General features: G+C 69.7%; 22 protein-coding genes and 1 pseudogene. 13 read left to right on the plus strand and 10 right to left on the minus strand.

Translation table 11 applies throughout. The features are described from left to right. The first annotated feature begins 1,513 nt into the window (after window positions 1-1,513). The 8 genes and pseudogenes from ACFWBB_RS10375 to ACFWBB_RS10410 all read left to right on the plus strand — a co-directional run bounded on the left by ACFWBB_RS10375 (window position 1,514) and on the right by ACFWBB_RS10410 (window position 9,386). Window positions 1,514-2,332 (plus strand): oxidoreductase, encoded by an 819-nt coding sequence (locus ACFWBB_RS10375; protein WP_385269175.1) that lies wholly within the window; start codon window positions 1,514-1,516, stop codon window positions 2,330-2,332. A gap of 70 nt (window positions 2,333-2,402) precedes the next feature. Beyond that, a complete protein-coding gene (locus tag ACFWBB_RS10380) occupies window positions 2,403-3,254 on the plus strand; it encodes an alpha/beta fold hydrolase (protein WP_385269177.1) in 852 nt (283 codons plus the stop codon). A gap of 73 nt (window positions 3,255-3,327) precedes the next feature. Then, complete coding sequence (locus ACFWBB_RS10385) at window positions 3,328-4,551, plus strand: low temperature requirement protein A (protein WP_385269179.1); 1,224 nt, start codon at window positions 3,328-3,330, stop codon at window positions 4,549-4,551. A 455-nt stretch (window positions 4,552-5,006) separates the two neighbouring features. After that, a complete protein-coding gene (locus ACFWBB_RS10390; protein ID WP_385269181.1) occupies window positions 5,007-6,899 on the plus strand; it encodes an NAD-binding lipoprotein in 1,893 nt (630 codons plus the stop codon). Window positions 6,900-7,513: 614 nt separating this feature from the next. Continuing rightward, entirely contained in the window at window positions 7,514-7,738 is a 225-nt protein-coding gene (locus ACFWBB_RS10395) for a hypothetical protein (protein ID WP_385269183.1), read from the plus strand. 15 nt (window positions 7,739-7,753) lie between these two features. After that, window positions 7,754-8,524 carry a DUF2637 domain-containing protein gene (locus ACFWBB_RS10400; RefSeq protein WP_385269185.1) on the plus strand — a complete coding sequence of 257 codons (771 nt, stop codon included), beginning with the start codon at window positions 7,754-7,756 and terminating at the stop codon, window positions 8,522-8,524. Between the two features lie 49 nt (window positions 8,525-8,573). Further along, window positions 8,574-8,678 (plus strand): annotated as a pseudogene (locus tag ACFWBB_RS10405) (ABC transporter permease); the annotation flags it as partial. A gap of 486 nt (window positions 8,679-9,164) precedes the next feature. Continuing rightward, complete coding sequence (locus ACFWBB_RS10410) at window positions 9,165-9,386, plus strand: hypothetical protein (protein ID WP_385269187.1); 222 nt, start codon at window positions 9,165-9,167, stop codon at window positions 9,384-9,386. A gap of 502 nt (window positions 9,387-9,888) precedes the next feature. Here ACFWBB_RS10410 and ACFWBB_RS10415 read toward each other — a convergent pair. The 7 genes from ACFWBB_RS10415 to ACFWBB_RS10445 form a co-directional block, all read right to left on the minus strand. Further along, window positions 9,889-10,251, minus strand: coding sequence for a hypothetical protein (locus ACFWBB_RS10415; protein ID WP_385269189.1), 363 nt, complete (start codon window positions 10,249-10,251; stop codon window positions 9,889-9,891). A gap of 625 nt (window positions 10,252-10,876) precedes the next feature. Next, window positions 10,877-11,947 (minus strand): PP2C family protein-serine/threonine phosphatase, encoded by a 1,071-nt coding sequence (locus ACFWBB_RS10420; protein ID WP_385269191.1) that lies wholly within the window; start codon window positions 11,945-11,947, stop codon window positions 10,877-10,879. 211 nt (window positions 11,948-12,158) lie between these two features. Beyond that, a complete protein-coding gene (locus ACFWBB_RS10425; protein WP_385269193.1) occupies window positions 12,159-13,271 on the minus strand; it encodes a type III polyketide synthase in 1,113 nt (370 codons plus the stop codon). Window positions 13,272-13,275: 4 nt separating this feature from the next. Beyond that, window positions 13,276-13,539 carry an MMPL family transporter gene (locus tag ACFWBB_RS10430; RefSeq protein ID WP_385269195.1) on the minus strand — a complete coding sequence of 88 codons (264 nt, stop codon included), beginning with the start codon at window positions 13,537-13,539 and terminating at the stop codon, window positions 13,276-13,278. Between the two features lie 42 nt (window positions 13,540-13,581). Then, a complete protein-coding gene (locus ACFWBB_RS10435; protein ID WP_385269273.1) occupies window positions 13,582-14,802 on the minus strand; it encodes a beta-ketoacyl-[acyl-carrier-protein] synthase family protein in 1,221 nt (406 codons plus the stop codon). Then, window positions 14,792-15,076: an acyl carrier protein gene (locus ACFWBB_RS10440; protein WP_385269197.1), complete on the minus strand. Its 285-nt coding sequence runs from the start codon at window positions 15,074-15,076 to the stop codon at window positions 14,792-14,794. The genes ACFWBB_RS10435 and ACFWBB_RS10440 overlap by 11 nt, the downstream gene beginning before the upstream one ends. Window positions 15,077-15,123: 47 nt before the next feature. Next, window positions 15,124-16,053: an acyl-ACP desaturase gene (locus tag ACFWBB_RS10445; RefSeq protein WP_385269199.1), complete on the minus strand. Its 930-nt coding sequence runs from the start codon at window positions 16,051-16,053 to the stop codon at window positions 15,124-15,126. A 214-nt stretch (window positions 16,054-16,267) separates the two neighbouring features. Between ACFWBB_RS10445 and ACFWBB_RS10450 the strand changes: the two genes are divergently transcribed. From ACFWBB_RS10450 to ACFWBB_RS10460, 3 genes are all read left to right on the plus strand, one after another. Continuing rightward, window positions 16,268-16,804: an isoprenylcysteine carboxyl methyltransferase family protein gene (locus ACFWBB_RS10450; protein WP_385269201.1), complete on the plus strand. Its 537-nt coding sequence runs from the start codon at window positions 16,268-16,270 to the stop codon at window positions 16,802-16,804. A 267-nt stretch (window positions 16,805-17,071) separates the two neighbouring features. Further along, window positions 17,072-17,593, plus strand: coding sequence for a hypothetical protein (locus tag ACFWBB_RS10455; protein WP_385269203.1), 522 nt, complete (start codon window positions 17,072-17,074; stop codon window positions 17,591-17,593). 349 nt (window positions 17,594-17,942) lie between these two features. Further along, the gene (locus ACFWBB_RS10460) at window positions 17,943-18,032 is read left to right on the plus strand and encodes a hypothetical protein (protein ID WP_385269205.1); all 90 of its coding nucleotides are present in this window, start codon (window positions 17,943-17,945) and stop codon (window positions 18,030-18,032) included. On the opposite strand, the gene ACFWBB_RS10465 is transcribed toward ACFWBB_RS10460, so the two are convergent. Together ACFWBB_RS10465 and ACFWBB_RS10470 are read right to left on the minus strand one after the other, a co-directional pair. Further along, window positions 18,002-18,682: a DedA family protein gene (locus tag ACFWBB_RS10465; protein ID WP_385269207.1), complete on the minus strand. Its 681-nt coding sequence runs from the start codon at window positions 18,680-18,682 to the stop codon at window positions 18,002-18,004. The genes ACFWBB_RS10460 and ACFWBB_RS10465 overlap by 31 nt on opposite strands. Next, on the minus strand, window positions 18,679-19,404 hold the full coding sequence (locus tag ACFWBB_RS10470) for a class I SAM-dependent methyltransferase (protein ID WP_385269209.1): 726 nt from the start codon (window positions 19,402-19,404) through the stop codon (window positions 18,679-18,681). Before ACFWBB_RS10470 ends, ACFWBB_RS10465 begins: the two co-directional genes overlap by 4 nt. Before the next feature lie 123 nt (window positions 19,405-19,527). Between ACFWBB_RS10470 and ACFWBB_RS10475 the strand changes: the two genes are divergently transcribed. Beyond that, window positions 19,528-20,688 (plus strand): sensor histidine kinase, encoded by a 1,161-nt coding sequence (locus tag ACFWBB_RS10475; RefSeq protein WP_385269275.1) that lies wholly within the window; start codon window positions 19,528-19,530, stop codon window positions 20,686-20,688. Further along, window positions 20,685-21,335, plus strand: a complete 651-nt coding sequence (locus tag ACFWBB_RS10480; RefSeq protein ID WP_385269211.1) for a response regulator — start codon at window positions 20,685-20,687, stop codon at window positions 21,333-21,335. The genes ACFWBB_RS10475 and ACFWBB_RS10480 overlap by 4 nt, the downstream gene beginning before the upstream one ends. A gap of 338 nt (window positions 21,336-21,673) precedes the next feature. On the opposite strand, the gene ACFWBB_RS10485 is transcribed toward ACFWBB_RS10480, so the two are convergent. Further along, window positions 21,674-21,832: a hypothetical protein gene (locus ACFWBB_RS10485; RefSeq protein WP_385269213.1), complete on the minus strand. Its 159-nt coding sequence runs from the start codon at window positions 21,830-21,832 to the stop codon at window positions 21,674-21,676. Window positions 21,833-21,842 lie beyond the last annotated feature (10 nt).

Below are 21,842 nucleotides of genomic sequence, written 5' to 3' on the forward strand. Positions count from 1 at the left end.
GCGAACGCTACGAATATCTCGTTAATTGATTCTTCAGTGTCGCAACTCTGGAGATAGTTGATACGTTAGCGACACGGATAAGAGATCGCACCACACCGCCGTAGCAGTCGCCCGCACGGCCGTCGCTCACGACCGACACCCGCCCGCCGCCGGAGAAGACCCCCGACCCCGGCAAAGAATTGACATGCCCACAACAAAACTAGGCGCCCTGCATCTCCCGACGCTCCGCGGTGGCGCTGGCCACCATGTCGGTCGTCGCCGCTGTGGCCGGCGCCGCGCCGAGTGCGGCGACAGCAGTGAGCGACAGCTCGAGCGTCACCCGCCACCCGGTCACTCAGACGCAGAACACCCAGAGCGCCGCCACCGCCTCCAACCTGCGCATCAAGGCCCCCCAAGAACTCCCACCTGCTGGCCGAGCACCTCCCCAACGAGCAGCTCAGCATCTACCCGAACGCCGGCCACGGGTTCCTCTTCCAGTACGCCGCCAAGTTCGGCGCCGAGGTGAACGCCTTCCTCGACCGCTGATCGCGTCTCCGCCGAGACACGGTCACCGACGAGAAGCAGTCGGGCGCTTGCCGGGTGTGCAGTTACTCGGCAAGCGATCCGACATATCGCCTTGCGGACCGTTGTTCCGAGCCCGGCGGAGCTCCCCCCTGACAGACCGCGCCGTATGCCGACGCCGTCGAGCCTCCTTCCTCCCGCTCTTCCTGCCGGGCACCACCATGGCGTCCTGGATCACCTGCACCCGGATGTCCGCGATCAACTGGGCCTGCCCACCGGGTGGATGGGGCTGAGCCTGTTCAGCCTGTCCGTCGGTCCATGATCGGCAAACCGCGTTCCGGCCGTTTCGTATCCGGGCCGCTCCCGCGATGGGATCTGTCGGACTCGACGACAGCGAATCCGATGCCGGCCCGGCAGTGGTCACCGGCCGCCACGGCCGTCCGGACCACTCCCTGCCACATCGTCGGAACGGGTCCTTGTCGCCGCCGCCCGGTCGCCGGTCGAGCACGGCTCCGCCCACCTGAAGGATCGGCGCCGCCACCCCCGCCTCCCGCCCGGGCGGCAAGGCTGGGCGGACGGCACTACCGATCCCCACCGCGGCAAACCGGCACGGAGGCCACCCTGCCCGCCGGCCGACAGAGACAGGGCGACACGGTCGCCGACCGCGCAGGACGGGCCCTCCGGACCCACCGCCTCACCCGCGCCCCCGCGGGCACCCCGCCGGGGGAGATCGCCCGGACCGCCGGAGCCCGCTCGTAGCCCGCTCCGCCGCAGGTCGGCCGGTACGCACCGGTCCCGGCCGGGCGCCTCGGCGAGACCCCGCCCGCCAGCATCGACCCCTCTCTTGACTCCCCACAGGAGATACGTTGACGATACGGATAATCAACTAATTGTTGCTCTTCTGTTGCCGCTACAGATAAACCTGATACATTGGTGAAACCGATTGAGGGTTACCGGAAGCGGCCCCTCTCCACGGCGAAGCACACGCGATCCCTTGAGTCAGGAGTCCGAAATGGCAACGACGACACGACCGGTAGCCCTCGTCACGGGTGCGTCCTCCGGCATCGGAAAGGCAGCCGCGCTCGCGCTGGCCGCGAGGGGCTACGACGTGGTCGGCACCAGCCGCAACACCGCGCACGTCACCCCCGTGAACGGCGTGACCTTCGTCGACCTCGACGTGACCAGCGACGCGTCGGTGACCGCCGCGGTCGGCGAGGTCATCGACCGGTTCGGCCGGATCGACGTCCTGGTCAACAACGCCGGCATCGGCTCGGCGGGCGCCGCCGAGGAGAGCTCCGCCGCACAGGCGCAGGGCCTCTTCGACATCAACGTCTTCGGCGTCATCCGTATGGCCAACGCCGTCCTGCCGCACATGCGCGCCCGGCGCAGCGGACGGATCATCAACATCTCGTCCATCGTCGGCTTCATGCCACAGCCCTACATGGCGGTCTACGCCGCCTCCAAGCACGCCGTCGAGGGCTACTCGGAGTCCGTCGACCACGAGGTCCGCGAGTACGGCGTACGGTCCCTGCTCGTCGAACCCGCCTGGACCAACACCGCGTTCGACGCGGCCAGCGTGCGGCCCGACCAGCCCCTGGACGTCTACGCGAAGCAGCGGCACGTCTTCGAGGAGTACATGGCCGGCGCGGTCAAGGACGGCGACGACCCCGCCGTCGTCGCCAAGGAGATCGTCGCGGCGGCGACCGACGCCAAGCCGAAACTGCGCTACACCGCCGGCGCCATGACCGGACGCGTCCGCACCATGCGCCGCGTGGTCCCCTCCCGCATCTTCGACCAGCAGCTGCGCAAGCTCAACCACCTGCCCGCCTGACCGACCCCATCAGACCCCACCAGCCCCCGCCAGACCCCCGAGAGACAGCGACAGGAAAGCGAAGCCCGCCATGAGCACCTATCAGTCGGACGCGGCCGAGGACCTCACCGTGGAAGGCCCCTCCGCGACGTTCACCTACCGGCGCCTCGGTCCGCGGGGCGGCGTCCCGCTGGTCCTGCTGAACCGGGTCCGCGGCACCCTCGACTGGTGGGATCCGGAGTTCCTGGACCACCTCGCCGCCCGCCATGACGTGATCGTGTTCGACAACGTCGGCACCGGCTACACCACCGGCACCCCGCGGGACTCGGTCGAGGGACTGGCCGACGGCACCGTCGAGTTCATCGAGGCCCTCGGCCTGCCCCAGGTGGACCTGCTGGGCTGGACGCTGGGCGGCACCGTCGCCCAGCACATCACCCGTCTGCGACCCGACCTGGTGCGCAGGCTGGTCGTGGCCGCCGCCAGTCCGGGCGGGCAGGTCCCCGGCGCCCCCGACCCGAACCCGAAGGTCGGCGCCACCATGACCAAGCCCGAGGTCACCGGGGACGACCTGGTGTTCCTGTTCTTCCCCGAGACGGACACCGGCCGCGCCGCCGGATACGAGCACCTCGCCAGGGTGGCCACCCGGCTCGCCACCGGACGCCCCGACGTGTCCGAGGCGGCGGCCATGGGCCAGATCACCGCGATCCAGAAGGACGCGTCGATCCCCTTCGAGCAGGTGCGGGCGGACCTGGCGACCATCCGGCAGCCCGTTCTGTACGCCACCGGCATGCAGGACGCGATGATCCCCGCGCTGGCCGCGTACACCGCAGTCCAGCACCTGCCCGACGCCACCCTCGTCGCCTACAGCGACGCCGGGCACGCCTTCCTCTTCCAGCACGCCGAGGACTTCGCCGGCCAGGTGAACGCCTTCCTCGCCGACTGACTTTTCACACGGACACCGGCCCCACAGGAGTCACGACGAAGTCGGGACGCCCCCCGCACCGAGGAGAGTCACCGTGCAGTTGACCAGCGCCCCGGCGCGCCGGGAGGTCACGCCGCTGGAGCTGTTCTTCGACCTGGTCTACGTCTTCGCGATCGGCCAGCTGTCGCACCGGCTCCTCGTACACCCCACCTGGACCGGCGCCGCTCAGGCGCTCGTGCTCTACCTCGCCGTGTACGCGGTGTGGGCGTACACCACCTGGGCGGTCACCCTCGTCCCCGCCGAGAACCCGCGGACGCGACGGATGCTGCTCGCGGTCATGCTCGCGGGGCTGTTCATGAACGCGGCGATCCCACGCGCCTTCGGCGACGCCGGCTGGGTCTTCGTCACCACCTTCCTGCTCATTCACGTCGGCCGGACGGTATGGCTGCTCACCGTCGGCCTCGACCGGGTCAACCAGGAACATTTCATCCGCGTCCTGGTCTGGTTCGTCGCGGCCGCGCCTCTGTGGCTGATCGGCGCGGCGGTCGACGGCGGCGCGCGGCTGACCTGGTGGGCCACGGCGATCCTGATCGAGCTGGCAGGCACCTGGGCGGCGCATCCGCTGCCCGGCCGCAGGCTGGACTCACGAGAGGTCGCCTTCGCCGGCGGCCACCTGTTGGAACGCGGCCGACTGTTCATGATCATCGCGTTCGGCGAGACGATCATGACCACCGGTACCGCGCTCACCGCGGCGCCGTACGAGCCTATGACCCTGCTGACCAGCGGTGTCGCGCTCACGGGCACCATCGCGTTGTTCTGGCTGTTCTTCAGTCGCTCAGAACACGTCGTCCGCCACTACGAGCGGACCGAGGACCCCATCAGGGCCGGGCGCAGCGGCGTCATCAGCCTCATGGCCTCCGTCGCCGGAATCATCGCCGCTGCCGCGGGCGACGAACGGGTCATCGCACATCCGGTGGAGCACGTCGGCATCACCACGAACCTGCTCCTGTTCGGCGGGCCGGCCCTCTACATCGGGGCGCAGACCTGGCACGGGGCGACCCTGTTCGACGCCTTGAGCCCGGCACGGCTGGTCACGCTGTCCGCCCTGATCGTCGGAGGCGCGGTCACCACGGCGGCACCGGCCTACCTGTCGGCCGTCGTCGCCGCCGTAATCGTCGTCGCGCCGGCCGTGTTCGAAGACCGCCACCAGCCGGGGAGGGCGCGTGCGAAGCCGATCCCATCCCGGCTCCCCACGGCGGTACGCCCCCCGCAACCGACTCCGACCACATCCTCGGGAAACGCGGAAGGACCTCCATGACCAGGGAACTTCTCACGCGGCGAGCACGAGCAGCGGTGCTCGCGGCCGGCCTCGTTTCGCGAGGAGTCCTCGCCGGTTCACTTGGGGAAGCCGTCTCAACGACATGGACTCCCCCTTCAGAGGGCGTGCCGGCCCGCACTGCGGCGGGCGCGGGAGGTCGGCAACCAGTGCACTTTGGCCAGGCCCGGGAGACCCAGCTCGTCGCGCTGCGGCCGTACAGACGCGCCCACGGGTACCTCGCCCCCTGATGCCCGGTCGGCCGTCGGCCGGAGCGGCTCCTTCGGCGACGCCCCCCCCGAAGGGATGAAGATCTACGGTCATCCGCGTGTCACAGCCGTCTCGTCTGCACACTTCCAGGTGGCCGCGTGGCCGTGCGCAGCCGGTGGGGGAACGGGCGGGGCGAACCGGAGCGGCATGGCTACCGCCGCCGGAACCCGGGGGAACAGGGGGCAGGCGTGGCACGAAGCGTTTCACTCAAAGGCAGGGCACGCTACTGGTTCGACACCACTTTGGCACGTGGCACCCCCGCGCTCGTCGGCTGGCTGGCTCTGGGCTGCCTCGTCGTCGTCTTCCCGGTGAGCGCCGTGCTGGTGTGGACGGACCCACATGCGCCCGCGTCCCGTTCGGGGAGGCTGGCAGCGATCTGGCGTCTCACTGGAGAGACTTTGCGGCTCGGCGGGGCGACAGGCCCGCTTTTGCGCGTGTTGTTGTCAGTACTGCTCGCCCTGGTCGCTCTGGTGTATGTCTCCACCCTCGTCGGTCTGATCACCACCGGGCTCACCGAGCGGCTCACCGCGCTGCGGCGGGGCCACTCCACCGTCATCGAGCAGGGGCACTCGGTAGTGCTGGGCTGGTCGGAGCAGGTGTTCACGGTGGTGAGCGAACTGGTGGCCGCCGACGCGAATCAGCGGTATGGCGCGGTGGCAGTACTGGCGGACCGGGACAAGACCACGATGGAGGAGGCCCTCTGCAGAAAGGTGGGAACCACCGGCCGTACCCGGCTTGTCTGCCGTAGCGGCTCCCCCACCAACCCCGACCTGCTCGCCCTGACCAACCCCGGCGCGGCCAGTTCCGTGCTGGTGCTGCCCCACGACGATCCGTCAGCGGACCCGGAAGTGGTCAAGACGCTGCTGGCACTTCGGTCCGCCCTCGGCGAGGATGAAGGTCCGCCCGTCGTCGCCGCCGTCAGAGACGACCGGTACCGGCTGGCGGCCTCCCTCGCCGCGGGAACACGCGGGATTGTCCTGGAGAGCGACGCGATCACCGCCCGGCTGATCGCCCAGTGCGCCCGCCGACCTGGACTCTCCCTCGTGTACCGCGACCTCCTGGACTTCGCCGGAGACGAGTTCTACCTCACCTTCGACCCGGCCCTGATCGGCCGCTCCTTCGGCGACACGCTGCTGGCCTTCACCACCTCCAGCGTGGTCGGCCTGCTGCGTGACGGCAGGCCCACGCTGAACCCGCCGCCCCAGACCATGATCGGCCCCGGCGACCGGCTGATCGTCATCACGCGGGACGACGACACCGCACGGCACAGCGACTGCTCCGGGCTGGTCGACGAGTCGGTGATGACGCCCTGGCAGCCGGCGAACGCCCAGCCCGAACGGGTCCTGATCCTCGGCTGGAACCGGCGGGCCCCGCTCATCGTCGAGCAGTTCGGCCGGTGTGCCGTGCACGGCTCGGTCATTGCCGTGGTGGCGGACCACAAGGAAGTGACGGCCGAGCAGGTACGGGACGCCGGCTCAGACTTCGCACCCCGGCTGACGATGACCTTCCGGCCTGGAGACGTCACCCGGCCCGAGACACTACGGTGCCTTGAGATCGACTCGTACGACAGCATCGTCGTGCTTGGGCCGGACCCCGTGCCGGGACAGCAACCCGACGACGCCGACAACCGGACCCTCGTCACGCTCCTCGTTCTGCACCTGCTGGAGCAGGAAAGCGGACGGGAGTTGCCGGTGGTTACCGAGATGACCGACGACCGCAACCGGACGCTCGCGCCCATCAGCCCCGGAGCCGACGTCATCATCAGCGGAAAAATCATCGGCTTGCTGATGACCCAGATCTCCCAGAACCGCCACCTGGCCGCCGTGTTCGACGAACTGTTCTCCCTCACAGGCAGTCAGATCCACCTGCGACCAGCGGCGTCGTACGTCCTGCCCGACTGTGAGACGTCCTTCGCCACAGTCGTCGCAGCGGCGCGGCAACGGGGCGAATGCGCCATCGGTTACCGCCGCCACGACCGGGCCGCGGCCGTTCCCGACCACGGAGTGCGTATCAACCCGGACAAAGGCGAGCGACGGCGCTGGAGCGATCGCGACGAGGTGGTCGTGATCACGCAGGACTGACGCAGCCCCTCACAGCATGATGGCGGTGATGCCGACCATCGAGCCGGCGGCCGGGGACGGACTCGGCGGTTCAGCCGAGAAGGTCCTCAGACCGGTCTGACGCGGCCACGGCGAACGCGCCCTCGGACTTACCTTCTGGCCGTGTGCCGGTGGTCAGGTGATGTTGAGGGTGGTGATGCCGGTGGCTTCAGTGATCCCGGTGGTCAGGAAGACGGCCCCCCTCGCACGCCCATCCTCTGGCTCCTGTCTTCTGGCTCCTGGTCAGCGCCTCCAGTTCAGTACGTCTGGTCCTGCGTCGGTCTCGAAGTCCTCCTGCCACTGCTGTGCCATGGCTTCCTGAGTCTCCACGGCGCCGGCACAGCCGCCAAGATTACTCATCCCGTTCTACCGGCGGTGAATCCTATTTACTGCTCCAGCAATTTCAAGGAAAACCCGCTCGCCCCAAAAAGGGCGGAGTGAGATACATAGGACATTGATCAAGGACTCACGTTTTCACCTACGCAGGGTCACTCATTTGCCGCGCATCCGGAGGAGGGAAGCGGTGTTAGAGGGGTATGACGAACGCAAGGTCTCAGGGCCTGCCTCAACGCAACGCGAGGACGGATGATCTGCCTGTGGTCCGTGATCTGACGGTGGGGAAATACACTTTCCTCCCTCGTGCGGCGCACTCGACGCTCCCGGTACAGGCCACCACGGTCGGGGACGGCGCCTGGGCCGAACATCTGATTACCGAGCCACTGCTTCGCGATTTGTTCGGGCTGCTGGAGGCAATCCAGGAGGAACTCAATTCGCGGTGGAACGGCCAGGGAAACCTTGGCCGTAACGCGAACAGCGCGTGACGGGGACGCATTTCCGTGAATCATGACTATGTGAATCCTTCCTTTGCGCAGCCTGAGTGGTATGCCGACGCGTACTCTTCCGGGGCGGGGACTGGCTGGAACGGGGGGCCTGCGGACAACGTCCCCGCAGGGGTTCCCCTGACCGCGCCGGACGCGGGCTGGGACCCGGTCGAGGAACTTGCCTATCTCCTGCAGGAGGCTGTCCCCGCGGAGCAGCCGGCCAGGGTGCCGCCACCTCGCAGCGAGCCCCCATCCGGCGTCGACTTCACCGACCCGATGGAGAACCTCGCGCAGATCACCGCTCAACTGCCGCCCACCCGAAGCTCGTCTGCCGGGCATCGGAAGATCCCGGGTCGAAAAGCCCGGCTGAAGTGGTTGCAGACCGGCAGCTGCGTCATCGTCGCGCTCGTTGCTGTCATCGTGGCGATGGTCAGCGTCTTCGGCGGCATGGTGGCCTACCGGCCGCTGCAGAACATCACGTCCGGAACGGGTGTCGGAACAGTACCGTCGTGGCCTCTACTCGTGTACGGCCCTTGGATGGTGGCCTCTCTCTCCATCATCCGAACTGCCCTCCATCAGCGCCGAGCCGTGCACTCATGGTTCATCGTTCTGTTCTTCTCGTCCGTCGCGACGATGCTGTGCGTAGCGCAGGCAGACAAGACCCTCACCGGTATCGCCGGGGCCTCCCTGCCCGCCCTCGCGTCCCTCGCATGCTTCCAGCAACTCGTCCGCCAAATCACGATGACCCTGCCACCGCGGCAGGCCACGCGCCGCCACCGCCAGTAGCAGACCAGTCCAGCGGCACGTGGAGGGCTCGCTGTGTGGGTGTCCGTTCCTGGTCGCGCCCGCCGGCCGCACCCGCCCGCTGCTGGCCGAGGCCGCGACCGTCATGATCTTCTGCCTGGTGGCCACGCTCCTGGTCGCGATCTCGGCGCTGACTGCCAGGCCCTGCTGTCTCTCTGGGCGTCTCCCCGATGCATGGTGAACCCGTACACCACGCCACCACCCTGTGCGCGGTCGGTTCCAGGTCGTGGTCGCTGTAAGCGGCGCCAAGGATCTCGTCCCGGGCATGCGCATGCACGGTGCCCCTCCGGCCGGCACTTGATCTTGACCGCCCGGCGGGCTGTCGCACGGCGAGCGTCCGATCCGGGGGCGTGGCTGGGGTGCCCTCTGTCGGCGTGTTCAGCATTCCCGAGGCGCGGGCCGGCTGAGAGTGAGGCCCCGGGCTGTCGTCTTCCGGGGCCCCAGGCCATGTCGCAGCTATTGCAGCGGCGCCCGGCGGCTGGGCCCGCGGCGAGCCGGAGACGCGTCCGTCGTCGGCAAACGGGTGCACCCCGGATGGCCATCGCGAGTGTGGCGCCGTGGCGGGGAACCGATGGACCGTGGTGCCGGATCGGCCGGCACGCCGTGAGAGAGGAACCGCACGATGGAGCAGTCGGAACTGGAGAGCAAGGTTCAGACGCTGGAGACGGGTCTGGCCGTTCAGGAGGCGGCCATGGCTGGGGCGCAGGCCACGCAGGCGGCGACCCAGGCGGGGATGACCTCGACGTTCGGCGCGACGCAGGCGGGGACGTGGTCGGTCATGGCCGTCGGCAGCGTCGCGCTGGTGGTGGGGATCTTCCTCGGCCTGGCCATCGCCAAGGACTGACGGCCGGTCCCGCCCTACCGGGAGCCGCCTCGTCCGGCTTTGCGCCGCCCCCGGCTGGTGTGCGTCCGGGCCCGTGCCGGACCACATCCGGGGTCGCGGCGTAGGCCCCGCCCTGCCCTGTACGCGGGGCAGGGCGGGCACGACAGTCAGCCGCGGGCCGAGGTTGGGCCGGGGTCTGCGGGCGAGCCCGGGCGGGGCATGGGCAGCATGTGGAGGGGGCTTGGAACGAGCCCCCTCCTCGGTACAGCCCGGACGGTGTGGCCTGGTTGGCGCTCCAGACGCCAGCGGCTGGCGAGGGTGGCCACGACCAGGGTCGCCGCGGTCGTGGCCAGGAGATCCGCGCCAGGCGAGGGAGAAGGCGGAGGAGGATCCGCGTCTCGCGCCGGTGTACGCGCCGGAGGCAGCAACCTCCAGAGCCCCGCCGCCGAGTGTCCGGGGCGGGGCGATGGAGGCCGGAGAGCCGGGCTGTGGGGTTGTGGGGCTCTCCGGCCTGGAGGTGCGGTCAGACGTTGGCGCAGATGGCGTAGACGCTGATGCCGACCGTGCTGTAGCTGTTCTGCCGGCCGAGGGCGACCCAGCCGGTTGCGTCGTCGGTGGGGAAGCTGCCGACGAGGATCGCGTCGTTGCCCTGGGCTTCGGCGCCTCCGCCGATCACGTGCTTGCCCGCCGGGCAGTAGACGGTGCGGCGCTGGAAGTTCGGCACGTTCGCGTTGGGCAGCTTGACGATCTGGTAGCCGTCGACGACCCGGGCCTGTGCGGGTGCGCTGGCGGGGGTGTGGTCGGCGGATGCCTGGGCGGTCCAGCCGATACCGGTTGCCAGAGTCAGCGCCAGCGCGCTCGCGGTGAGGGCCCTCGTACCTCGCATGTGTCTCCTCCTGGTCCTACAGGACGCCTTGGACGGTGTCCCGTTGCAGACGCCAACGCTGCCGGACGCCGAAGGGCGCAGGCGGGGGATCAGCGATCAAACTCCCTGATCGGGGGAGGCCGGAGTGAGGGAGCACTTGGGGCGCGTGGGCAGCGCGGCCGCGTCCGGCCCGCCCGGAGGCACTCGGCAGCCTGCCGCGCCCGCTCAGGTCGTCCCTTCCCTGGAGCGGTCAGGCGAGCGTCTCCAGCACGAAGCCGTGGGCGGCCAGGTGCCGGCGGGGGCGGTGAGTTCGTACACGGTGAAGATGACCCGGCAGTGCGGGGCGTGGGCCTTGATTTCGCGGGTGTGAATGCGTCCTCGGACTGCGCCCGGACCCGCACGCGGGTGCTGACCTTTTCGCTGAAGATCGTGTCGCGGGATGCCGCGTCCCGTGCGCGCGTCGAGCTGGAACTGGAGTTCCTGGGTGAGGGTGGAGCATCGGGCGTACCCGATGCGAATGTCCGCGCTCGGGGAACGATCACCTGTGCAGCAGGCTGGGCCTGTCCCTCGGCTCTACTCCCGTGGAGGCTACGTGCCGAGAGTCGCCCACTGCCGTTCCCTGCGCCCGCACCCGGGAGCGCGGTCGTCACCGGACCAAGGGTGCGGGTGGTACGGCATGCGCGGGGCCGACGCGTTCGATGGCGACAAGGGCGGCGTCGTCACCCAGGTTGCGGCCGGCGTGGGTGAGGAGGTCGTTGCGCAGGTAGCGAAGAAGCGCATCCGGCCCGTGTCCGGACCACGCGGCGAGCCGTTCGGCCAGGGGGTAGAAGTCGCCCTTGCTGTTACGGGCTTCGATGACCCCGTCCGTGTAGAGCAGGACGATGTCTCCCTCGGCAACGGTGAACTCCTGCGTCGAAAAGGGGGTCGTCATGTATCCGGTCAGCCCCAGAGGCGGCGCCGGCTGCCGCACTTCCAGCTCGCGGACCTTGCCCCGGGCCCATAGCAGTGGCGGTGGGTGGCCGCAGTTGATCACGGAGACGGTCGCGGTCTGGTCCGGAATGTCCAGGACGGCTGCGGTGGTGAAGGCCTCCAGGCCATCCATGCCGTCGGTCCAGTCGCCTGGCGTGTCGAGGTCCGAGGAGACGGCGTCCTCGAGGAAGGCCATCAGAGCGGGCAGCTCGGGCTGCCGGTGCGCTGCGGCCCGGAAGGCGCCCAGGAGGCGGGCGGCGTCACCGATCGCCTCCAGCCCCTTGCCACGCACGTCACCGATGAGGACTCGGGTGCCGTGCGTGGTGCGGGCCGTGGCATAGAGGTCTCCGCCGATCTGCGCCTCGGCCTCCGCGGCCAGGTAGACGGAAGCCAGACGAAGGGGACCGATCCGGCGCGGCAGGGGCCGGAGCACGACCTCCTGGGCCGCCTGAGCCACCGAACGAAGCTGGACAAGCTGCCGCTCGTGACGCTCGCGCACGTGGGCGAGGAAGGTCACCAATACGGAGATCAGGGCCAGGGCGAGGATCTGGAGGGTGTGATTGAGATCCGTCAGGCTGGTACGTGTCACGGCGACCGTGACCTGAGCGAGCACTGCGATCGCACCGACCAGGGCTGTCGTACGGGGGCCGGCGAACGACGCCGTGATCGCGGGCGCCGCGACCAGGAAGGGACCGACGTGAACCTCGGGAGGAGCAAGGATGTCCACAACCGTGATGACTGCGATCAAGGTGAGGGGCAGGGCAAGCCGACCGCCCGGCGCGTTCCGCGACCAGATCACACGTCTCGATTGCCGACTGAGTTCCACATCTCCTGAATACACCTGTGGTCCCGCTTGTCGGCAGGACAGCCTCGTGCGCCGTGCCAGCTCTACCCACCCGGCGGGCGGGCCGAGCTCCCTGACTCGCCCCGCTCGGCCTGCGACCTGGGCCTGTCCGGTCTCACCAGTGAAGAAGGACCTGCTCGATGGCGAAGCCGGGGCCCATGGCGGTCACGAGACCGGGGGTGCCTGCAGGCGGGGGCGTTTTGAGTGCCGTTTGCAGGACGTCCAGGACGGAGACGGATGAGAGGTTGCCGTGGGCTGCGAGGGAGTGGCGGGTGAGTTCCAGCGCTTGCGGGGGCAGGCCCAGAGCTCGTTCGACGGCGGTAAGGACTCTGGGTCCGCCACCGTGCATGATCCAACTGCCGATCTGGTCGGGGGTGAGGTTGTGGCGGTTGAGGAAGTCGTGAACCGCCTTGGGCATGTACTCCTCGGTGAGTGTCGGGACCTCAGGGGCGAGGAGGATCTTGAAGCCGTGGGAGCCGATGTCCCAGCCGAGGGTGTCTTCGGTGTCCGGAAGGAGCCAGCTGTGGGTGTCCGTGAGCTCAGGGCCGGCCGCTGTTCCGGGCCGGAGCGGGCCGACTGCCACGACTGCGGCGGCGCCGTCACCGAAGAGGCCGCCGGCGACGGCGTTGGCCATGGAGGTGTCCTTTTGCCGGTAGACCAACGAGCAGAGCTCGACTGCGAGAAGGACGGCTACGTGGCCGGGGTAGGCACGCAGGTAGTCGTGGAGGCGCGCCAGGCCCGCAGCCCCTCCGGCGCAGCCGCTGCCGAACAGTGGGATGCGTTTGACGTCCTGCCGTAGCCCCACTCGGTGGGCGAGCCGGGCTTCGAGAGACGGCACGGCCAGACCCGTGACGGTGGTGCTGACCACGGCGTCGACCTCTTGCGGGTCGACGCCTGCCGTGTGCAGGGCTTCGGTGATCGCCTCTTGCCCCAGCTCGAGGGCGGTGTCGAGCCAGACGCGGTTGGTTTCGGTGAAGTCGTCGCGTGCCATGAGATCGAGGAGTTCGTCCAGCGGCAAGGACATGTGACGGGCCGTGACTCCGGCATTGGTCTGCACCTTGCGGGCCAGGTGCGTGCGTGCCGCGGATCTGGTCGGCATGCGCGCGATCAGTGCGTCGGTGAGTTCTGACTGCGCGTAGTGGTGGGGAGGGAAGACCGTGTGCAGCCCAGCCACCCGGGGGCCGCGCGTGTCCGGGTCCGGGGTGCGCGCTCGCGTCGTCGGTGTCATGTGTTCAACCGTTGTCCTTCCCCGCGGTCGCGGGTGCCGGCATCGAGGGTCTGGCTTCGGGGGCGTCCACTAGCAGGGCGGACACCACCGAGCCGTAGGCGAAGACCAGGACGGGGAAGAGTAGTGGCGCGGCCAGCAGTTCGGCCCTGCGCAGATCCCGTTCGATGGAGGCGTCCATGGCGCGCTGGGTGAGCACCGCGCCGCCGGCTTGCACTCGCAGTCCCGGGACCGCTGCCCGGGCGGCGGCCTCCATTCTGCGCACGGTCATACGGGTCGGCGCCTCCTGGTCGTGCCTGTCGGTCGCAGGGCACTAGGCAGCCTCGAACAGCAGCACGGCGTTTTGCCCGCCGAAGCCGAACGAGCAGCTGATGCCCGTCCCCGCGGTCAGCGGGCGCGGATCGGCGGACACGATGTCCAGCTTGTGGTCGCCGTCCTGGGACTCGAAGTTGGCCACCGGAGGGATGCGGGCATGGCGCAAGGCGAGCACGGTGTAAGCCGCTTCGATCGCACCGGCTGCTCCGAGGGAGTGGCCGATGACGCCCTTGGGGGCTGTGACCGGTGGTGCCTGGTCGCCGAAAATCCGGGTGAGGGCGGCCGCCTCCAGAGCGTCGTTGGTCGGGGTGGATGTTCCGTGGGCGTTGATGTGGCCGATGTCGCTCGGCCGGCACCCCGCGTCCTGGAGCGCGGTGGTCACGGCCTGAGTGACCCCCCGGCCTTCGGGGTGCGGAGAAATGGGGTGGTGGGCATCGGCACTGGCTCCGTAACCGCGCAGCAGGGCATGGACGGGGGCGCTGCGGGAGCGAGCGGCGGCCAGGGGCTCGAGCACCAGCACTGCGGCGCCCTCGCCGAGGACGAATCCGTCGCGTGCGGTGTCGAACGGTCGGCTGGCCAGGCCGGGTTGGTCGCGACGTCGGGACAGGGCCCGCATGCGTGCGAAACAGGCGGCCGTCATCCGGGAGCGGGCGGACTCGGCACCGCCCGCCAGCACGACGTCGCATGTTCCCGACCGCAGCAGGTCGCGTGCGACACCGATCGCGGTGGCGCCTGAGGCGCAGGCGGTGGAGACGGTGAAGTTCGGGCCGCGTGCTCCCAGATCGATCGCGATTTCACCGGCTGCCATGTTGGGGTTGCTGCGCGGCACGGTGAGCGGGGAGACCCGGTCGGGGTGGCCTGTGGAGAGGTGCTGGAAGGCGCTCTCGTAGGTGCTCAGGCTGGTGCCTCCGACGCCCAGCACGACTCCGACCCTCTCAGCCCGCCAGGTGTCCGGGTCGAGAGCGGCGTCGCGAACCGCGCGACGAGCGGCCGCCAGGGCGAAGTGGATGAAGTCGTCCAGGCGCCGCGTGAGCCGGCCGAACTCCGCTTCGGGGTCGAACCCGGTGATCTGACAGGAGAAGTCGACCGGCAGTCCTTTCAGGACAGGATCGGGGGCCGCCGTGGACCGGCCCGCGCAGAGAGTGGCCCAGTTCTCGTCCGGGGTGAGTCCCGCCGGGGTGATCAGACCGAGCCCGGTGACCGCGATGTCAGTGGGCATCATGGAAACCCCGCGCCGCTTCGCCGAGCGTCGCGGACGGTGAGAGGTCCAGGGTCTCCTCGGCGAGGATGATCCCGAACTCTTCCTCCGCCGCCACCACGAGTTCCATCAGGGACAGAGAGTCCATCCCCAGGTCCTCGAAGGTGGTGGTGGCGCTGAGTTCGTCCGGGCGCACGGGCACCTTCAGGTGCTTGGTCAGCAGGGTGACAAGGAGGTGGGGCAGCTCCTGCCGCCCCACCGGCACTTCTGCGGCCGGTTCGGCTGAATGCGTCATGCGATGTTTCCCGTCTGGTTGTGCGTCAGGCGGACAGCCTGCTCACGTCATCGGTGTGTCGCGCCGGCGTTCATGCGGGCGTATAGCTCACCCGCGCGTGCAGCCTGCGTCTGCAGGTGCTCCACGTGCAGGCCGATCCGTTCTTGCGCCTGCTGACCGACCGGGCCGAGTCCGGGCATCCCCAACACCCCGAGCGCCCGTAGCAGCGGCAGAACCACGTGCTCGTGATGGATCGCCAGGTTGAAGATGCCCGCCGCCGCCACGCGCGCGGCCCGCGCACGGAAGCCGGCGATGGCCGCGCCGGGCATCTGGAAGCCGCACAGAACGTCGGCCAGAGCGGCCATCGCCTCGTCGGGGAACAGCCGCATGGCGTCCTGGTACAGCCCCCGGTAGAACAGCATGTGCAGGTTCTCGTCAGTCGCGATGCGGGCCATCAGTGCCTCGCCCGCCCGGTCGCCACACAGGGCGCCGGTATTGCGGTGTGCCTGTCGGGTCGCCAGCTCCTGAACACTCACATAAGCCAGGCAGTGCAGCGGCGACATCCAGTCGGCGCGCCATCCGGTGGCCATGTGGCTCATCCGAAGGCGTTCCAGAGCGACAGGATCCACCGCGCGGCACGCATGGATGTAGGCCCGCAGAGCGGCCGCGTGGCGGTCCTCCTCGGCTGTCCACCGGTGGACCCATGCGCCCCAGGCGCCCTCGCGCCTCAGCCGGGTGGCGATCTCGAAGTGGTAGCTGGGCAGGTTGTCCTCGGTCAGCAGGTTGATGACCAGGGCGTCCTGCACGGCCCGCGGCAGCCTCGACTGCTGCGGCTCCCACGCCGCGCCGTCCAGCGGCCCGTCGAAGTCCTCCGCCTTGCTCCAGGGCACGAACTGGTGGGGCAGCCAGTCCCGTGCGGTTGCCAGATGCCGCTCCAACAAACGCTCGACCGACGGCTCCAGGTCCCCAAGCACACGCTCCGCCTCGGCAAGGGCCACGGCACTCCCCCTCCTCGCTGTGCTGGTCTGTGGACGATCCTCCGTGTGAACGCGCGAGCAGAAACCAGGAAACGATCTTCCACTCGATCGAGCGAGGCATCCTGCGCTGACCCATGTCTCCCCCGACCGACGGTGATGGTTGTCCTTCACACAGCCGGCAGCACGAGCCCCTCCCCCTGGGGCAGCAGTCGAACGGCGTGAGGGAAGGAAAACCGTGAATCACCCCAGCCTCTTCGGTCTGCCCGTAGGACTGCTGGTGCTGCTGTCAGCGGTCGCCGTCGAGCGCCTCACCGAGTTGTGGCTGTCCTGGAAGCACGCCCGCTGGGCGAAGTCGCTAGGAGGGCTGGAGTTCGGGCGAGGACACTTCCCGTTCATGGTCGCCGCGCACGTCGGACTGTTCGCCGGTGTCCTGACCGAAGTAGCCTCCGGGCCGCGGCACTTCGTACCGCTCGTAGGCGGACCTGCCCTGTGCGTGCAGGTACTGGTGCATGCCGGCCGCTGGTGGTGCGTACGATCCCTTGGCCGTCACTGGAACACACGCGTGATCGTCGTCCCGGGACTGCCCTTGGTGCGCCGTGGACCCTACCGTTGGTTCCGACACCCCAACTACCTCCTCGTCGCCGTCGAGGGCGTCACCCTTCCCTTGGTCTTCACCGCCTGGATGACAGCTCTGCTCTTCACCACTGCCAACATGGCGATCCTCACCGTCCGGCTCCGCATCGAGAACGTCGCCCTGCGACTGGCGGCATGACCGGCGCCGAAATTCGGGGGACAGTTCGGCCGGCACCCTCGTCGGAGGCTCGTAGAACATGCCGTCCGCTGCCTGGTGCTCCGCCGGCGCCGGCCGGCCGACTCTTCCACGCGGGTGACCAGCTTGTGCCAAGCGAAGGAATGGCTGCGCGCCACGATGCCGAATCCCAGCCCGGCGTGTCTGACTCGTGAAGGTTCAGGCCTTTGAGTGAACGGCGGCCGGGAAACCGGCGCCACGCATCCGCCCCTCTCGAGGAGGACATCCCCCATGACCATCCGCCGTACTCTTCAGCGCGTCACTGTCGCCGCCGTCCTGGTACCCGCCTCGCTGGGCGCGCTGGCGTCCCCCGCCCGAGCGGCGCAGCTGCCTTCGGCGTGCCAGACGACCATCGCCGAGTTCCAGGACAAGCTTCCCGTCCAGCAGTTCACCGTCCCCGACAAGGTCAAGAGCACCCTCCTGCAGGAGCTTCTCATGCTGAGCGAGACCGACCAGCAGAAGTTCACCGAAACCGCCTGCAGCGCCTGGAACCAGTGGGCCACCGCGAACGCGACGGCCGTGGCGAAGGACCTCGACACCCGCTACCAGAACACCGACGGTCTCGTCTGCCAGAAGTTCGTCACCGCGACCATCGGAACGCTCAAGAAGTACTCACCGAGCATCCCGGCGGCGACCCGTCCCCTGGAGACCGTGGCCAAGAAGGTGTGGAGCAACGCCATGCAGAAGCTCTCCGCCGACGCCTCCAACACCTCCTGCCAGCAGTCGTACAACAACGTCAAGGTCGGCTGGTAACACACACGCCAGACAGGCGCCTTCACGCGGCCCCGGGTCAGGAGCAGGCCCCGTCTTCGATCGCGACGTGCACGACCTGGCCCGGATCGACGTGAACCTCGCTGCCAAACGCGTCTGCCAGTTCCTCGGCGGGCGGAGCCGGTTCAGGGGGTCCTCCCGAAGTCCGTCCGACCCGCGAGCTCATCGACGCCTTCAGCAGCCGTCTGCCGGGCCACACGCCCGAACAGAAACGGCAGCCGGCCCGCCTCACCAACCGCGAACGCGAAACACTCACCGCCATCGCGACCCGTTGGAAGCAACACCGAGATCGCCGCACGTCTCTCTCGCCGAGTCCACCGTCAGGTCACACGTGAGCAGCATCCTCACCAAGGTCGGGGTCCGGAACCGGGTCCAGGCCATGATTTTCGCCTACGACGCCGGCCTCGTCAGGCCTGCCTGAGCCTGGCCGGAGGACTTCGTGGCGGGCTCGGACGCCGGTTCCTGGGTCGGAGGAGCCGGACGGCGCCTTCTTGGCCACAGCAGCGAGCCCCCGAACGCCATCAGAGCGACCAGGGCGAGGGCAGGGCCGCCCAGCGTGAGGACGCGCTGGAGAGAGGTCGCGGCGGCGTATCCGACACCCGCTTCCGCTGTGGCCCACACACAAGCGGCGACGACGCTGTACGGAGCGATGCGCCGGTAGGGCAGGCGGGTGACGCCCGCGGAGTGCGGGGCGAGGGTGCGCACCACCGGCAGGAAACGGGCCACGAAGACCGCTCGGCCGCCGTGGCGCGTCATCAGCGTCTCGGCCCGGCCCCACGCGGCATCCGGGACGCGACGGCCCATGTGGCCGTCGCGCAGGCGGTCACCGAGGTACCTGCCGGTGCGGTGGGCGAGGAAGTCACCCGCCACCACGGCACCGGCTGCGGCTGCGATGACGAGGGGAAGGTTGACGTGTCCGGTACGGGCCAGCGCGCCGGCCGTCAGCAGCAGGGTGAGCGTCGGGACGAAAGCGCCGACGAGAAGGACCGACTCGGCCAGGACCGCAGCGGCCACCACCGTGTACGCCGCGGCCGGCGAGAGGTGGCCGAGGATGCCGGAGAGCGCGTTCACCGACTCGCCCCGTCCGACCGCGGCGCGAGCCGGTCCGCGGAGACGAGTGGGCGTCGCAGCTGCCAGACGTGGGCGGGGGGAAGGTTGGCCCACACCGTCCAGCGGCCCGTGGCGTAGGTGCGCTGGTAGGTGGCCATGATCTCGTCCACAGCGGCGTGGCGGCGGGCTTCTGTCCGCGAAGCCGTCAGGGCGCGGGCCTTGCGGGTGCCGAGGTAGGAGAAGTAGGTCAGCGTGCCGCCGGGGTGGAGAAGTTCCAGGTAGCGGGCCATGATGCGCTCGACCTGCGCGGGCGTGAAGTTGGTCAGGGGCAGCCCGGAGACGATCACGTCGTACCGCTGGTCGGTGTCGAGCTGCTCGACGTAGGTCTGATGCACGGTCACCTGCGCAGACGTGGCTGTCAGATGCGGGTGCGTGGTGACGAGACGGCGCAGTCGCGTGGCGAAACGCGGGTTGGCCTCGACGATGTCCAGGCGGCTGCCCCGGGACAGCCGCGGTATCAGGGCCCGGGTGACCGGGCCGGTGCCGGCGCCGGCTTCCAGGACTGCCAGCGGGTGGGGCGCCTGAGCCCGTACGGGGTCGGTGAGCACGCGGGCCAGAGCCTTGCCGCTGGGGGCCACGGCACCCGTGGTGCGCAGATCACGGGCCGCCTCGATCAGGAACATCCAGCCTTCGGCATTGCGCTGCGTAAGGACACGGTCGTGGGAGGTGGTCCGGTCGTTCATGGAATTGACGCTAGGGAGCCGCGCCCGGCATGGAATCCGCCGTTCTGCGACGGCTTCCCCCTACGAAAGTAGGGGGTGGACATCATCGATCGTCAGACGGAACAGCGCAGCGGTCTGCCTAGGATGGCGCAGGTGAGCAGCAGAGCAAGCCGCAGATGGGCGGCCTACGGGCGTGGGGCTCTCGTGGCCCTGTGCGTACTGGCCGCCGTGCTCAACGACGTGGCGACCCAGGGGCGCTACCTGGCCCCCGTCATGGCCACAGCGCTGGTGTGCGGAGCGGCCCTGCTCGTGCCCCGGCTGCGATGGCCCGCTGCTCCGTTGTTGGTCACCGTGGCCACGGCATGGTGGGGATCGTTGCTGCTGCCCATGCTGGCGGTCGTCCTGTACGACCTGGCCGTGGACCGCCGGGCGCGGATGGCGGTGGGCTGTGCTGTCGCCGCGCTGGGCGCCAACCTGTTCGGCTACCGGGCCACCTCCCTGTGGACGGGCCAGTCCTACGCGGCCACGGTGCTCCTGCCGGTTCTGGCCGTGCTCGTCGGGCTGTGGCTGGGCAGCCGGCGCCGCCTGCTCCTGGCGCTGGCAGCCGACGTCGAGCACCTGGGCGTCGAGGCGCGGCTGCGCGAGGAGGCGGCCCGCGTCGCGGAACGGTCCCGTATCGCCGCCGAGATGCACGACGTCCTGGCCCACCGCCTGAGCCTGATCGCCCTGCACACCGGTGTCCTGTCCACCAGGAGCGACACACTGCCCGCACCGGTCGCCGAACGCCTCGGACTGGTCCGCACGACGTCCGTCGAGGCACTCACCGATCTGCGCGACGTGCTCGGTGTGCTGCGCGACCCCGACCCCGACGCCACGCCGACCAGCGCCGCCCTCACGCCGATGATGCGGGAAGCAGGGGAACTGGCCGACGAGGCCCGCGCCGCCGGCCAGCACATCGAGCTGACCACCGACGGCCTTCCCGAGCGGGCTCCCACCACCCACCGTCTGGCCGTGTACCGCATCGTCCAGGAAGCACTGACCAACGCCCGCAAGCACGCCGACGGCGCTCCGGTGACCGTACGCATCGACTACGGGCCGCCCGCCACACTCGTCGAGGTCACCAACCCCCCTGGCACTCCGCGCACGGACACCGTCGGCAGCGGGTACGGACTCGTCGGCCTGCGCGAACGCGTCACCGCCCTCGGCGGGCACCTGTACTCCGGACCGGCCGGCGCGGGTGCCTGGCGGCTGGCGGCACGCATCCCCCACCCCGCCGGCACCGAACAGAAGGGCACCCGCCCATGATCCGCACCATGATCGTCGATGACGACGCCCTGGTCCGCCTCGGCCTGGCCGACCTCCTGGACGGCGACCCGGGCATCGAGGTCGTCGCCCAGGCCCCCGACGGACTGAGGGCCATCGAACAGGCCACCGCCCACCGCATCGACGTCGCCCTCGTCGACGTACGCATGCCCCGCATGGACGGCATCACCGCCACCGCCCGCCTGCGAGCCCTCCCCAACCCGCCGAAGGTGATCACCCTGACCACCTTCGACCTCGACGAGTACGTCTACAACGCCCTCGCCGCCGGAGCCGACGGCTTCCTGCTCAAGGACACCGACCCCGCCGAAATACTGCGCGCCGTCCACCTGGTGGCCGCCGGCTCGGCCATGCTCCACCCCACCGCGGCCCGCCGACTCATCGACCGCTACCACGCGGCCAACCAGCCGGAAGCAACCGCTGCCAGGGCCCGGCTGGACCGGCTCACCCCCCGCGAACGCGACGTGCTCACCCTGCTTGCCCGGGGCGACACCAATGCCGACATCGCCACCCGCCTCGCCATGCGGGAGAGCACCGTCAAGGCCCACGTCAGCCGTGTCCTGACCGCGCTGGAAGTCACCAACCGCGTACAGGCCGCCCTGCTGGCCCGCGACGCGGGACTCACAGCCTGACGAGCGGCGGCCGGAAACACCGAATGCGAGGTCCGACAGCCCCGACGCCGCGCCGAAGCCAGTCGAGCCGCCGCTGCCTACCGCAGCCCTGCTGCCGCGTGGGCGCGGCCTTGGCGGGCGGGCAGCGGACAGCCCGCCAAGAAGGCCGCGTCGGCCACCTCGGCATGATCCCCTGACATGCCGAGCAAGGTGAGCTTCGCGAACGCCGCCAGGCCATCCACTCAGGGCGTCCACGACGTCGGCGTCGACGCGTGCGTCGAACAGGTCGAGTGCGGACGGGCTCCGGAGCCGCGCCGCCTCGCGGATACCGGCGGGCGTGACCTCGAGCGCGGTGACGGTCAGCTGCCGCAACGGCCCGTCCTGCGCCAGTGGTCGCCGGCGGACTCGACTACGTGCCGGGTGCGCGCGGTGGCCCGATGGATCTGCGCGCGGATCGGGGGCGGCGGGGACGGGCCGGTGCGGACGTCGCGGACGGCCTGGCGGACCACATCGCGCACCGTCGGCTCG

Source organism: Streptomyces sp. NPDC060000 (assembly GCF_042737375.1).
Lineage (GTDB): Bacteria > Actinomycetota > Actinomycetes > Streptomycetales > Streptomycetaceae > Streptomyces.

Bases quoted from the DNA above. Each gene is read 5' to 3' on its own strand.
- ACFWBB_RS10470 (WP_385269209.1), bottom strand. From the start codon at position 19,404: ATGAACGACCGGACCACCTCCCACGACCGTGTCCTTACGCAGCGCAAT.
- ACFWBB_RS10455 (WP_385269203.1), top strand. From the start codon at position 17,072: ATGACCATCCGCCGTACTCTTCAGCGCGTCACTGTCGCCGCCGTCCTG.
- ACFWBB_RS10425 (WP_385269193.1), bottom strand. From the start codon at position 13,271: ATGACACCGACGACGCGAGCGCGCACCCCGGACCCGGACACGCGCGGC.
- ACFWBB_RS10410 (WP_385269187.1), top strand. From the start codon at position 9,165: ATGGAGCAGTCGGAACTGGAGAGCAAGGTTCAGACGCTGGAGACGGGT.
- ACFWBB_RS10435 (WP_385269273.1), bottom strand. From the start codon at position 14,802: ATGCCCACTGACATCGCGGTCACCGGGCTCGGTCTGATCACCCCGGCG.
- ACFWBB_RS10475 (WP_385269275.1), top strand. From the start codon at position 19,528: ATGGCGCAGGTGAGCAGCAGAGCAAGCCGCAGATGGGCGGCCTACGGG.
- ACFWBB_RS10380 (WP_385269177.1), top strand. From the start codon at position 2,403: ATGAGCACCTATCAGTCGGACGCGGCCGAGGACCTCACCGTGGAAGGC.
- ACFWBB_RS10440 (WP_385269197.1), bottom strand. From the start codon at position 15,076: ATGACGCATTCAGCCGAACCGGCCGCAGAAGTGCCGGTGGGGCGGCAG.
- ACFWBB_RS10415 (WP_385269189.1), bottom strand. From the start codon at position 10,251: ATGCGAGGTACGAGGGCCCTCACCGCGAGCGCGCTGGCGCTGACTCTG.
- ACFWBB_RS10375 (WP_385269175.1), top strand. From the start codon at position 1,514: ATGGCAACGACGACACGACCGGTAGCCCTCGTCACGGGTGCGTCCTCC.
- ACFWBB_RS10480 (WP_385269211.1), top strand. From the start codon at position 20,685: ATGATCCGCACCATGATCGTCGATGACGACGCCCTGGTCCGCCTCGGC.
- ACFWBB_RS10430 (WP_385269195.1), bottom strand. From the start codon at position 13,539: ATGACCGTGCGCAGAATGGAGGCCGCCGCCCGGGCAGCGGTCCCGGGA.